This window comes from Lysinibacillus sp. Ag94 (assembly GCF_023242215.1).
Lineage (GTDB): Bacteria > Bacillota > Bacilli > Bacillales_A > Planococcaceae > Lysinibacillus.
In genome coordinates, this window is sequence record NZ_CP096780.1 from 4,122,917 (window position 1) to 4,136,254 (window position 13,338).

Here is a 13,338-nt window from a genome sequence, read left to right on the forward strand (position 1 = left end):
ATATTTATTTTCTAAATTGTGCTATAATATAGAAAAAAAAGAAATGCAGTGAGGAGAATGACCATGTTATTACGCGATTTTTTCATCCATTTATCTGAAAACCAACTATTAAATAGTGCTGCAAAAAAATACGGACTAAAATTAGGAGCACAAAGTGTAGTAGCTGGTACAAATATTGAAGAAACGATTGCGAGCATCAAAGAGCTTAACGCACATAAAATCTCTTGCACAGTAGATAATTTAGGGGAATTTGTTTCAACTGAAGAAGAAGCAACAAAAGCTAAAGAACAAATCCTTGCTGTAATTGAGGCTATTCATGAAAACGGCGTTGATGCACATATTTCGTTAAAGCCATCTCAATTAGGTTTAGATATTGATGTTGATTTTTGCTACGATAATTTATATGAAATTGTAGAAAAAGCAGCAGCATATGATATATTCGTTAACTTTGACATGGAAGACTACGGTCGTTTACAAACATCTTTTGATATGGTCGAAGAGCTATCCAAAACGTTTAATAATGTAGGTACTGTTATCCAATCTTACTTTTACCGCGCTAAGGACGATATCGAAAAATTCAATGACTATCGCCTTCGTATCGTAAAAGGTGCTTATAAAGAGCCTGCAGAAGTTGCTTTCCAAGATAAATTAGATATTGATTTAAATTTCATCGAGTTAATCGAATATCATTTACTACACGGTAAATTTACGTCTATCGCAACACATGACCATAATGTTATTGCACACGTAAAACGTTTTGTAGCTGACAATAATATTCCACTTGATAAATTCGAATTCCAAATGCTTTACGGCTTCCGTACAGATATGCAAAAAGAGCTTGCTAAAGAAGGCTATAACTTCTGTGTATATGTACCATTCGGCGAAGATTGGTACGGCTACTTTATGCGCCGTTTAGCGGAGCGTCCTCAAAATCTTAATCTTGTTACTAAACAAGTATTTACGAAAAAAACGAATACAGTGCTTGCTGTAGCAGCAGGTGCATTCGTTCTTGGACGTTTAACAAAGCGTAAAAAATAAGGTCCCTCATAAAGAAGCCAGAAGCTTAATTGAATAAGCTTCTGGCTTTAGTCTTTCAAGAACGTACTTCCCACAGACCAACACTAAACCGCTTTTTCCTCACTCAATTTTAAAAACGTGTAATAAAAATAATCAGTGAGGGTGAAAAAGCCCCACTGATTAAAGTTTTATATTATTCAACATGTAATGCAATGGTTGAAACAATGGCTTCTGCTGCATACTCCCATTTACCATCAATAAAACTACCTAATTTTTGCCCAAGCTCTTGGATCATTTCTAATGTAATCGGGATATCATTTTTTTCCGCTAATGTAGCAATAAATGGAGCAGATAAACTTGTCCATCCGCCTCGATCAATTTTGATCTCCACTTGTTTTACTTCTCCATTTTCTTTTTCAATGCGGTAGTATAACTGATCATCTGGACGCCAGCTTAAATGATGAGAGATTTGCCCATTTACAACTGTTAGGTGATCCTTTTTCGTAATAGAAACAGGTTTTATATTAAATTCATGACCTAGTACATCTAGTTTTTTGATTTCAGGTCCAACTAATGCTGCCTGAACCGCTTTATCCATACTACTTTCTAATGGAATAGATGACTCTGTCTCAACTATATCGTTGCTTGCAGCAAAAACCGCTGAAGGATTTGCGCTTGTCACGACAAATGTTGTTGCTAAAAAAGCTATTGAAGTAATTTTTGTGATTTTTCTCATAATCATTTCCATCCTTCCCATTAAAACGTTTTGCATTTACTAAATATTATCATTAGTAGTCAAAATATACAATACCGATTATTCTTTTATAATGACAAAAGGCACTGAATTTAAATTTATTCAATGCCTTTTGTCTATTTTTTTAATTTTATCTTAGGTCTAAGTATATTCTTACTTATTCCACCCTTTTTCCTTAAAACGGGCAATGGCTTCAATACGATTCCCAACATTTAATTTTTCTAAAATAGTGGAAATGTAGTTACGGACAGTCCCTGCCGATAAAAATAATTCTGCAGCAATTTCTTTTGTCGTCTTTCCCTCTGCAACAAGTGTCAGTACTTGGCTCTCTCGGTCAGTTAAAGGATTTTCACTATCATCCTCATAGACAAAATCAACGAGTTCTGGCGCATATATTCTTTTGCCATCCATAATTGTACGAATGGCACTGACCAATTCTTCTATCGGACTATCCTTTAGTAAATAGCCACGAACGCTGGATTTCCTTGCACGTTCAAAATAACCTGGCCTTGCAAATGTCGTTAATATAATCACTTTACAATCAGAACCTGTGCTATGCAGTTCCTCTGCAGCATCCAATCCCGTTTTCACGGGCATTTCAATATCCATAATACAAATATCAGGCCGATGCTCTTCAACAAGCGCCAGTGCTTCTTCACCATTTTTTGCTAATCCAACGACCTCCATATCATCCTCCATACTAAGTAATGAACGCAGTGCGCCTAATAGCATACCCTGATCTTCAGCAATTACAATTCGTATCATGTCGCAATCCTCTTTTCTATATGTTCTTCAGATTTTCTTTGACCTTCTGATGCGTAATCGCCACTGGAATCGACACGGTTAATGTAGTGCCTTCTTCACTTTCGATTTTAAAAGAACCGTTTATAAACTCTAACCGTTCTCGCATTCCCTTTAAACCGTTACCCGTTTTCCAAGCTTGCTTTTTAGTAATTCCTTGCCCGTTATCACGAACAACTAAATATACTTCCTTAAAATTTTGATGGAAGGCAATTTCACATTTTGTAGCACCACTATGCTTAACGACATTATTCACTGCCTCTTTTAAGCACATGGACAATACATTTTCCACAAGTGGTTGAACTTGTAAATTATCTTTATCACCTTCAAATACAAATTCCATTTCAGCAGCCTTTAATATTTGAGAAATACGCATAAGCTCATCCTCAAACCTAGCTGTTCGCATATCCGATACTAATTCACGTACCTCTTTTAATGCGATACTTGCCGTTTGACGAATATCCTTAATCTCTATTAAAGCTTGCTGTGGATCACGTTCAATTAATCTTGAAGCTAAGTCACTTTTTAAGCCTATCATCGATAACTTTTGGCCGAGCGTATCATGTAAATCCCGCGCAATACGTTGGCGTTCCTCAAAAACAATTAACTCAGCTATTCGTTCATTAGCAGTCTCAAGCTGCCCCTCTAAATTTTCGCGTTTATTTTTTGCATAAATCGTTAGTGGAAGTAGTACAACCGCTAGAATCGTTAAAACAACAAATGGTAGTTGTGATAAAAATAAGTGTAGCTCAACGAAAAAGCCAACACCTGTAGAGATAACCGTAAAGCCAATATGTAGTCCATACATAATATAGAAGCCAACAGGTTTACGAATATTTCCAATAAAAAATGCTGTGAAAATCGATAAATACACATAGCCATATAATATAGTCATAACAATATTAATGACCATTTCAAAGCTAATCCACATATAAACAAGACCGTTTTTCGAATTCATGGAAAATCGATAGAAAATAAAATATAGCATTAAAAATGTAATACCTACTGATATTTCTATATAAGATGATTTCCTAAAAATGAAGAAAAACGGTAGGAAACAGAAAATAATCCATAAATATATACTGAGCATTGGACTATTCGGAATAATACTGGGCCATTTCCTCATTATAATCTCACGCTCTTTCCTACTTTTCCCTTATTATAACAAGAAAATTAATTTTATGCCTGTACATGGTTATTAATGCATTATCCACATAATAACATTCCCCTAGTAATGGGCTATTTTCATAACGTAGTGTTGATTTCCGTTCCGGCTAGGTGCTTTATAGCTGACGCTTCAGGCGTCCGATGAGCCGCTTGGGTGAGGACAGTAATTGCTTTATCTGCAATATGCAACCCGTTTACGTAAAACAGCCATCCCTTAGAAGAGATGGCTGAAAAAATTCTACTAAGCAGCAATACTGCCCCTTGCTTTTCGTTTAATTATTTCATTAACTTCTTTAAAGCTTATAAACTTACCTTGGTCTTCATCGTATAGTTTATAGCGTAATGATTCTAAACTCGTACGCAATGTTATTGTTGTCGCCGTGTGTAATGGCGGTGTTTCATTATGCGCTTTTTCAAGATTATAGTTTGGAACACGAGGGGCTAAATGATGTACATGGTGGAAGCCAATATTGCCTGTAACCCATTGTAATAGCTTTGGTAATTTATAATACGAGCTACCTTCGACAGCAGCCTTTACATAATCCCATTCTTTATCATGCTCAAAATAAGAATCCTCGTACGTATGTTGGATATAGAATAACCAAATACCAAGAGAACCAGCTACAAATAGTGTTATCCCCTGTACTAATAAAAATGCTTGCCAGCCCATAAAGTAAATTAATGCTATACAAATTCCAGCAATAACGACATTTGTTAAATGTGTATTAAAGCGTTCCTTCTGTTTAGCGTCTTTACGATTAAAGCGATTTAATATTAACACCATAAATAGTGGACCTAAGCCGAACATAACGAATGGATTACGGTAAAAACGATACCATAAACGTTGTCCTTTAGATGCTTGTAAAAACTCTTCCACTGTCATCATATCTATATCACCGATACCACGTTTGTCTAAGTTCGAGCTAGTTGCGTGGTGAATTGTATGTTCACGCTTCCATTTTTCATATGGGAATGAAGTTAACACTCCAGTTACAAAACCAACCCAGTCGTTTGCTTTTTTACTTTTGAAAAATGAACCGTGTGTACAATCATGGAAAATAATAAATGTTCGTACGACAAAGCCAGCAGAAATTACACTTAATCCAACTGTTAGCCATGGTGAAATATCCATTAACATATAGCCAGCTACCCATAGAGCGATTAAAGGTACAATTGTATTTACCATTTGAAAAATACTTTTAGCTGTATCAGACTTCGCAAATGGTGCTACATCCTGACGCAGTTTTTTTGTTTTTTCTCGATCTGTTGCCATCGTTTTTACTCCCTCATTTCCTTTTTTCCTTATGACCTCATCATAAAACAAGAGTATAATCATACAACAGAAGCAAACATCATAAAAAGGGTATGACATTTGTCATACCCTTTTTCATGTGTACAATAGAATAAAAATAAATTAATATGGCTTCTCACCATAAAGTGGAGTTGATTTCCGTCTTTCGCACAGGCTTCCTAGGGGCGTCCGATGAGCCACTTCGCTTCGCTGCAGGGTCTCGGGCCAACAGATGTTTTTTGCGCGAAAGCGTGAGTGCAACGTAGCGACAGCAGCATGAGGTTGGTCACGAAGGCGTTATCATAGGATTTGATGGTTTTAGCCTTCGTTCCTATCGCTGATCCCCAAGGAGTCGCCCAGCCGCAAAGATCAACCTATTATACAAATGCATATTTCATCTCCAACTTTTGGTGATAAGCTTTTAAATATAGCATTAAATGAGTAGGCAAGCTGAACAAAAAAAGTATAGCTAGGATTCACATATTATAAAGAAAGAATATGAATGTCATACCCTTTCTATCCTTTCAGTCCAGTTAACTGTAGCTGATAAAATACAAGATCTAGCCACTGTCCAAATTTATAGCCTGCATTTTTAATTGTACCTGCATATTCAAAACCTAGTTTTTCATGTACTTTAATACTTCCGATGTTTTCACCATCAATGCCCGCTACAAGTGTCTTCACACCTTGCTCTTTAGCAGTTCGAATTAGCTCTTGCATTAATTGTGACGCTATTCCTTTTTGGTAATGATCCTTATGCACATATACAGAGTGCTCCATTGTGTGCTTGTAACCAGGATATGGACGGAACTGACTATATGTTGCAAAGCCGGCTACTGTGCCATTCTCGTCAAAAACTAGCAATGGATTATCGAGCGTTTGCTGCTCCTTGAACCATTGCTTTTTTTCTTCTAACGATTGTGTTTCATATCGATAAACAGCTTTGCTCGTTAAAATAATGTCATTGTAAATATCTAAAATCTCGGGTAAATCTTTCTCTTCCATGAATCGAATCATCATGCTTACGTCCTAACCATCAATTATGCCTCGGCATAATTACTTCTATTACAAAAGATTTTACTACTTTTTCTAGCATCACACATTAAAATATCGAGCATCTGGATGTGCAAAGACCATTGCTGAAACAGACGCTTCTGGCTCCATCATAAAGCCTTCCGTTAAATGTACACCAATGTCCTCCGGTTTTAATAAGCCAAACAATTTTTCTTGATCTTCTAGGTTCGGACATGCTGGATAACCGAATGAGAAGCGCTGTCCTTGATATTTTGCTGCGAAACGATCACGCATTGTAAAATCTGTCGCATCTGGGAAGCCCCACTGATCGCGAATTTCTTGGTGCATACGTTCCGCGAAACCTTCCGCAAGCTCAAGGGCAGTAGATTGTAATGCATGACTTTCGAGGAATTTCCCTTCCTCTTTTAGTTGACGAGCCTGCGCCATAACTCCTCGTCCTGCTGTTACCACCATTAAGGCAATATAGTCCATTTCACCGCTTTCTACTGTTTTAAGGAAGTCTGCAAGACATAAAAACGGTTCAACTTGCTGACGAGGGAAGGTAAATCGTTCAATTTCTGTTTGGCTATCTGTTGGATCATAAACGACTACATCATCCCCATCGGCTTGAGCAGGGAAAAACTGATACACACCCGACGGCTTCAATAGGTCACTTTGTAAATAGTCGTCGACTAAATCTTTTAACGCTGTTGCTCTTTCATCACCCGCATCAAGCAGCTGCTGTACTTGACCTTTTAAACCTAGGTGATGTCCAAGTAATGTCCGCATATTAACATATGGATACAAATGCGAAACAGCGTATTCTCTCTTTACATGGCGTCGTAAATCAGCTGGAAGAAAGACAGACGCTTCCTTTACTGTACGTACAGGCTTTATCATTATTTCTTTTGCAGGGCGAGCCGCTCTTTTTTCGTCTGCCTCTAAGCGTTTTTCACGAGATTCCTTAATTTCAGCTAAGAAATCGGCACGTGTATCTGTCCCCATTAATCGATTTGCCTGCTCTAAGCCTTGCATCGCATCCTTGGAATAAATGACAGGTCCATTATATTCGCCGGCAATTTTTGTTTCAGTAAAGCGACGAGATAATGCCGCTCCTCCTACTAAAATAGGTACGTCAATACCCGCTTCTTTGAAATCCTGAGCAGTAATAACCATTTGCTGTGCTGATTTTACAAGTAAGCCTGAAAGCCCGATGAAATCAGGCTTCTCCTTGCGAATCGCTTCTATTAACTGAGTAGGTGTTACTTTAATACCCAAATCAATGACCTTATAGCCATTATTACTTAAAATAATATCGACAAGATTTTTCCCAATATCATGCACATCGCCCTTTACAGTAGCAAGTACCATTTTCCCCTTACCAGCACTCTCTTCATTTTTCTCCATAAATTGCTCTAAATGCGCTACTGCGGCCTTCATAACCCCTGCTGATTGTAATACTTCCGCTACGATCAGCTGATTATCGTTAAATAAACGGCCAACCTCCGCCATTCCATCCATTAAAGGCCCATTAATAATCTCAAGCGGTGTTTCGAAAATTTCACGAGCCGCATCTAAATCTTCAATAAGTCCTTCCTTTGTACCCTCTAATATATAGTAGGCTAAGCGACCTTCTACTGTTTTCGGAATATCCGCCTCTGTTTTTTCTTTCTTTTTATCACGATAGAAATCTGTAAAGACAGCTAAAGTTTCATCATTTGTATTAAAGAGTAAATCATTTGCTAGCTTAATTTCCTCCTCAGGAATGGATGCATAACGTTCTAGCTTCTCCGTATTCACAATTGCATAATCTAAACCAGCCTGTGTACAGTGATATAAATATACGGCATTCAGTACTTCACGACCTACTGGTGGCAATCCGAACGAAATATTACTTACACCAAGCACCGTTAATGTCCGTGGCATTTTCTCCTTAATAAGGCGAATACCTTCTACCGTTTCAAGTGCCGAGCCAATATATTGCTCATCTCCTGTACCTACTGGGAACATTAATGGGTCAAAAATAATATCTTCAGGAGCAATACCCCATTTTTCTGTTAACAATTTATATGAACGTTCAGCAATTTCTAGCTTGCGATGTCGATCAACCGCCATGCCTTGCTCATCAATTGTACCTACAACTAAAGAAGCTCCATATTTTTTCACAAGCGGTAAAACAGCGTCAAAACGCTCCTCGCCATCCTCTAAGTTAATAGAATTAATGATAGCTTTCCCTTGAGAAAACTTAAGTGCTTCCTCTATTACTTTTTCATCTGTCGAGTCAATCACAAGAGGTACTTTTACTTTTTTTACAACCTCCTGCATAAAGCCACGCATATCCGCTAGTTCATCGCGGTCAGGATTTGCTAAACAAATATCGATCACATGTGCTCCATTTTTCACCTGAGCACGGGCGATTTCTGCTGCTTCCTCAAACTTCCCATCAATAATTAAATTTTTAAACTTACGAGAACCAATGACATTTGTCCGTTCTCCAATAAATAATGGACGCATAGAGTCGTCATACACCAATGGCTCTATCCCTGATACTACATGACCATGCGTCACATCTTGTAATTGACGAGGCTTTTCGTCCTTTAGCACCTCTCTGATAGCCGCAATATGTGCTGGCGTTGTACCGCAGCAACCTCCGACAATATTTAGCCAGCCCTTTTCCGCAAAGCCTTTTAGCTTTTGTGACAATGATTCAGGTGACTCATGATAGCAGCCTTCCTCATCCGGTAAGCCCGCATTCGGGTAACAGCTAATATAGCCTGTTGAAAGCTCTGCTAGTGAACGAATATGATCAGTCATAAACTCTGGTCCAGTCGCACAGTTTAAGCCAACTGACAATGGCTTAATATGCTCGATGGAAATGTAAAAAGCATCAATTGTTTGGCCGGCAAGTGTCGTTCCCATCGGTTCAATTGTTCCGGATATCATCACAGGTAGCTCTTTTTCAGTAGCCTTAAAAGCACGAGATATCCCCAATGTTCCCGCCTTAACATTCAACATATCCTGACTAGTTTCTAACAACAAAACGTCCGCCCCAGCATCGATTAATGACTTTGCTTGAACATAAAAGTTTTCCTCTAGCTCATCAAATGTAATTCCACCTGTAACAGATAGGGTTTTTGTAGTTGGTCCCATCGCTCCCGCTACAAAACGTGGCCAATCGGATGTTGAAAACTGATCTACTACTTTGCGTGCAATTTCAACAGCACGTTTGTTAATTTCTTCTGCCTTCGCACCTAGATCATATTCATTTAATACAAGTGGTGTACCCCCAAATGTATTTGTACAAATAATATCTGCTCCAGCCTCTAAATATTTTCTATGAACCTTTTCAAGCACATCTGGTCTAGTTAGCACAAGATTTTCATTACAGCCATCATATTCCTCGCCGCCAAAATCCTCTGCCGATAAATTTTCATTTTGTAGCATTGTTCCCATTGCGCCATCAAGAATTAATATTCGTTTCTCTAGTTGCTCTTCAATCATGTGCTTAGCCATTTATACTTACCCCTTTTTTCTGTTCATCCAATTGCTCAATAACTTTCATTAATTCTAGCGTCATATCATAGCGTAAAAATGGTGTGATGAGGTAAATACCATTGAAATATTCCGCTGCTACTTCTACTAATTCTTTAGCAATTGCAATGCCTTCTATTGTTGCGCGTTCCTTATCATCACCACAAGCCTTCATACGTGCTAACGCTTCATCAGATAGTTTGATGCCTGGTACTTCATGATGTAAGAACTCCGCACTTTTATAGCTCGTTACTGGCATAATACCAATATAAATTGGCGTATCTAAATGCTTTGTCGCCTCGTAAATTTCCACGATTTTTTCCTTTGTATAAACAGGCTGTGAAATAAAATAATCTGCCCCATGTTCAATTTTCTTTTCTAATCGAGAGACAGCGCGTTCTAGTACACGGACATTAGGATTAAATGCAGCCGCTACAGAGAAATTTGCCTTTTTACGAAGCGGTTTCCCTGAGAACGAAACACCTTCATTTAACTGTTTTATTAATTGGATTAGCTCCATTGACGATACGTCGTAAACGCTAGTTGCTCCTGGGAAATCGCCTACCTTTGTCGGATCTCCAGTAACCGCTAAAACATCATGAATTCCTAGTGCATTTAATCCCATTAAATGTGATTGAAGACCAATTAAATTTCGATCTCGGCATGTTATATGGGTTAACGGGCGTACCCCGTGCGTTTCTTTCAGTAAGGCACCCATTGCGACATTACTAATCCTTGGAGAAGCAAGTGAATTATCTGCCATCATGACTACATCCGCGCCCGCCTCATATATTTTCTTTGCCCCTTTAATAAAGCCTTCTATTTCTAAATGTCTTGGTGTATCTAACTCCACAATAACCGAGCGTTCACGTTTTACTTTTTCATGTAATGGCTCATAATTTGCTGGCTCTGCCTCACGCACAATCTCTATTTTTTCTGGCTTTGTATACTTTTCTTCAACCGGGGATAACTCTTCTAAGTACTTTTTCGCTGCAGCAATATGCTTTGGTGTCGTACCACAACAGCCACCAATTAAACGCACCCCTTGATCACGAAGCTCTACAGCTGCTCGACCAAAATAATCAGCCTCCGACTCATAAACGACACGCCCATCCTCTAAATCAAGAAGAGAGGCGTTCGGATACGCTGACATAAATGCCTGCTCAGGAAGCTCTACCCCTTCAAAAGCTTGGATAGTATGGTGAGGACCTAAACGACAGTTAACACCTACGATATCAGCACCTAACGCTTCAAGTTCATGTAAGGCGTGATTTAAGCTCATTCCATTTTGTAATACTCCGGGTTCGTGCATAGAAACTTGAGCGATAATCGGTAATGTCGTTTTAGCTCGTAGCATTGATAAAGTCGCTGTTAGCTCTTCAAAATCATAATAGGTTTCAAGTAAAAGGCCATCTGGATTTCCTGCAAGTAAAACCGTTGCCTGCTCATCTATAGTTGCTAAGATTTCCTCTAACGTTGCATCACTTTTTCGAATACCACGGATTCCCCCAATAGTACCCAAAACAAATTGCCCACCATCCGCTGCTGCACGTTTTGCAATCGTTATAGCAGCTTCATTATATTGCTGTACACGAGATTCTAATCCATAGCGGGCTAATTTTATGGCATTAGCTCCGTAAGTGTTCGTCTGAATAATATCGGCACCAGCAGCTATATATTCTCTATGAATCTTTTCAATTAATTCCGGTCTCTGTACATTCATTTCCTCATGACAGTACTCCAAGCCATAGCCGTATAAAACTGTACCAATTGCACCATCTGCTGTAAGAACATGCGTTTTTAACCTTTCAAGCAATCCCATAAAACTAACCTCTCTTTCTTTTTCTATCATTATGCCTCGGCATAATTCGTTCTGAATCGGCTTTGGGCTTAGGCTGCAGGTTAGTTAGCCTACTACTAGCCGCTGAGAACTCCTTGCCGATTCCGTGACATCCGCCGAAGGCTTTAGGTCAACACGAAGTTGGTCACTCAGTCGTTGCCACAGGACGTGGCGTTCTTAGACCGAGTTCCTCTATTTCGACTGATGTTTGGACATCAGCCGAAAAAAAGTTAAAATAAAAAAGCCTTCTTTCACAAAAAAAGAAGGCTTTTACGTTTCGTAATTGTTTTCCTTCTCATCTTCGACACACGGTCTTCTGGATTTAGCACCTGACAATAAGTTGGTTGCTGAAGCTTCATAGGGCCAGTCCCTCTGCTTCTCTTGATAAGAATTTAGTATGAATTTTTTAAATAATTAAAAGAATCATATCGTTTACGAACGATTGAGTCAAGACTATTTCACTGAACAAAGGATAATTTTTACGAAATTCATAAAATTTTGATTTATATTAAACAATTACAATAGTTTTTCTACAAGTTCCTCACCAATTTTTTTACCATTTTGAATACACGCACCTATGCCTACTCCAAAATAAGAGCATCCTGCTATTGATAAATTTGGATAGTTTTTCTCGAGCTCTTGTAAGAGACCTTGCAACGCTTCACGATGTGCCAAGTCGTACTTCGGCATCTGGTCGATCCATTTCGTCACGTTAATAACAGTTGGTTTTTCTTCAATCCCTAAGCTTTTTCTTACGTCCTCTAGAGCTACAACCGCTAATTCTTCATCTGACATCATACGCAATTTCTCATACTCAGGGTTAATGCTCTTATAAAAAAGTCGTACAAGTAATTTTCCTTCTGCTGAAGTGTGTTTCCACTTGCGGCTTGTCCACGTTGCTGCATTACAGATAACATCCGAATTATGTGACACAATATAGCCTGTTCCATCTGCAGGTAATCTATTATCAGGAACATCAAATCCTAAATAAATCGTAATGGCGGATGCAGTATTAAATTGTTCAAAATAGCCGTTCAAAGAGTCATCCTGTAATAAGCTTTGTACCGCTTCATTTGGCAGTGCCAATACAACATGATTTGCTTCAATCATTTTACCGTTTGCTAACGTAACTGCGTATAGATTCTCCTGCTTTTTAACACTAGTAGTAGCAATCCCTTTTATAATTTCTACATCTGTTAATGTTTCTTCAAGTCGATCAATTAGTGACGATAAACCATTTTTAAATGAAATAAATTTTTTATTGGCGGCTTTCACAAATTGTTCTCTGTTTGCATCGAAACCTTTAATAATACTACCGTAATCGTTTTTGTAATCGATTAAATACGGTAAAGTAGAAGCAATTGAAAGTTGATTTAAATCTCCAGAATATACACCTGCAAGTACCGGTGCTATTTGGTTTTGAACAAGCTCTTCACCTAAATAATACGTTAAAAATTCCCCAATCGAGCTTTCCTTTGTAAACCTTTCATTCGGCATTGTTAAATCCTTTAACGCTTCTTTTTTACCTTCCTCTGATACAAGCGTGCTTTCCTCAAGAGATTGTAAGCTCATAGGAATACCGAATGTTGAGTCTGCTGGGATGGCATGTAGCTCATTATTTGTGTAAATATACGAAATACCTGTTTCGTTATATACAAGATTTTGTGCAAAATTCAGTTCCTCTACTAACTCCATGACACCTTTATGACGCGCTACAATAGAATCTGCTCCAGTTTCCATGATGAATCCTTGTTCATATGCAGAGTGCAGCTTGCCACCAAGATATGTATTTTTTTCAACAAGCACAAGTTTTACATTTAAGTTTTTCTCCTGGACTTGGCGTTGTAAATAATGCATCGTACACAATCCCGTAATTCCGCCACCTAATACAACAACTGTTTTCATATTAACCGCCCCTATTTT

At 38.3% G+C, this 13,338-nt stretch carries 9 protein-coding genes and 1 riboswitch; of the genes, 1 reads left to right on the forward strand and 8 read right to left on the reverse strand.

Annotation, left to right across the window (positions count from 1 at the left end; all coding sequences use genetic code 11):
• The first annotated feature begins 63 nt into the window (after positions 1 to 63).
• The gene (locus MY533_RS19450; protein WP_248717246.1) at positions 64 to 1,038 is read left to right on the forward strand and encodes a proline dehydrogenase family protein; all 975 of its coding nucleotides are present in this window, start codon (positions 64 to 66) and stop codon (positions 1,036 to 1,038) included.
• 172 nt (positions 1,039 to 1,210) lie between these two features.
• On the opposite strand, the gene MY533_RS19455 is transcribed toward MY533_RS19450, so the two are convergent.
• From MY533_RS19455 to MY533_RS19490, 8 genes are all read right to left on the reverse strand, one after another.
• Positions 1,211 to 1,753, reverse strand: a complete 543-nt coding sequence (locus MY533_RS19455; RefSeq protein WP_248717247.1) for a methyltransferase — start codon at positions 1,751 to 1,753, stop codon at positions 1,211 to 1,213.
• A gap of 171 nt (positions 1,754 to 1,924) precedes the next feature.
• The gene (locus MY533_RS19460) at positions 1,925 to 2,536 is read right to left on the reverse strand and encodes a response regulator transcription factor (RefSeq protein WP_132364182.1); all 612 of its coding nucleotides are present in this window, start codon (positions 2,534 to 2,536) and stop codon (positions 1,925 to 1,927) included.
• Between the two features lie 16 nt (positions 2,537 to 2,552).
• Entirely contained in the window at positions 2,553 to 3,560 is a 1,008-nt protein-coding gene (locus MY533_RS19465) for a sensor histidine kinase (RefSeq protein ID WP_248719253.1), read from the reverse strand.
• Between the two features lie 420 nt (positions 3,561 to 3,980).
• Positions 3,981 to 5,012, reverse strand: coding sequence for a Delta(5) desaturase DesA (locus tag MY533_RS19470; protein ID WP_248717248.1), 1,032 nt, complete (start codon positions 5,010 to 5,012; stop codon positions 3,981 to 3,983).
• Between the two features lie 534 nt (positions 5,013 to 5,546).
• Complete coding sequence (locus MY533_RS19475) at positions 5,547 to 6,047, reverse strand: GNAT family N-acetyltransferase (RefSeq protein WP_248719254.1); 501 nt, start codon at positions 6,045 to 6,047, stop codon at positions 5,547 to 5,549.
• Between the two features lie 78 nt (positions 6,048 to 6,125).
• The gene (gene metH, locus MY533_RS19480) at positions 6,126 to 9,557 is read right to left on the reverse strand and encodes a methionine synthase (RefSeq protein ID WP_248717249.1); all 3,432 of its coding nucleotides are present in this window, start codon (positions 9,555 to 9,557) and stop codon (positions 6,126 to 6,128) included.
• On the reverse strand, positions 9,550 to 11,397 hold the full coding sequence (locus tag MY533_RS19485) for a bifunctional homocysteine S-methyltransferase/methylenetetrahydrofolate reductase (RefSeq protein ID WP_248717250.1): 1,848 nt from the start codon (positions 11,395 to 11,397) through the stop codon (positions 9,550 to 9,552). Before MY533_RS19485 ends, metH begins: the two co-directional genes overlap by 8 nt.
• 310 nt (positions 11,398 to 11,707) lie before the next feature.
• Positions 11,708 to 11,806, reverse strand: a riboswitch (SAM riboswitch).
• 125 nt (positions 11,807 to 11,931) lie between these two features.
• A complete protein-coding gene (locus tag MY533_RS19490) occupies positions 11,932 to 13,320 on the reverse strand; it encodes a protoporphyrinogen oxidase (RefSeq protein ID WP_248717251.1) in 1,389 nt (462 codons plus the stop codon).
• Between the last annotated feature and the right edge of the window lie 18 nt (positions 13,321 to 13,338).

Bases quoted from the DNA above. Each gene is read 5' to 3' on its own strand.
- MY533_RS19455 (WP_248717247.1), bottom strand. From the start codon at position 1,753: ATGAGAAAAATCACAAAAATTACTTCAATAGCTTTTTTAGCAACAACA.
- MY533_RS19460 (WP_132364182.1), bottom strand. From the start codon at position 2,536: ATGATACGAATTGTAATTGCTGAAGATCAGGGTATGCTATTAGGCGCA.
- MY533_RS19475 (WP_248719254.1), bottom strand. From the start codon at position 6,047: ATGATTCGATTCATGGAAGAGAAAGATTTACCCGAGATTTTAGATATT.
- MY533_RS19450 (WP_248717246.1), top strand. From the start codon at position 64: ATGTTATTACGCGATTTTTTCATCCATTTATCTGAAAACCAACTATTA.
- MY533_RS19465 (WP_248719253.1), bottom strand. From the start codon at position 3,560: ATGCTATATTTTATTTTCTATCGATTTTCCATGAATTCGAAAAACGGT.
- MY533_RS19490 (WP_248717251.1), bottom strand. From the start codon at position 13,320: ATGAAAACAGTTGTTGTATTAGGTGGCGGAATTACGGGATTGTGTACG.
- metH (WP_248717249.1), bottom strand. From the start codon at position 9,557: ATGGCTAAGCACATGATTGAAGAGCAACTAGAGAAACGAATATTAATT.
- MY533_RS19485 (WP_248717250.1), bottom strand. From the start codon at position 11,397: ATGGGATTGCTTGAAAGGTTAAAAACGCATGTTCTTACAGCAGATGGT.
- MY533_RS19470 (WP_248717248.1), bottom strand. From the start codon at position 5,012: ATGGCAACAGATCGAGAAAAAACAAAAAAACTGCGTCAGGATGTAGCA.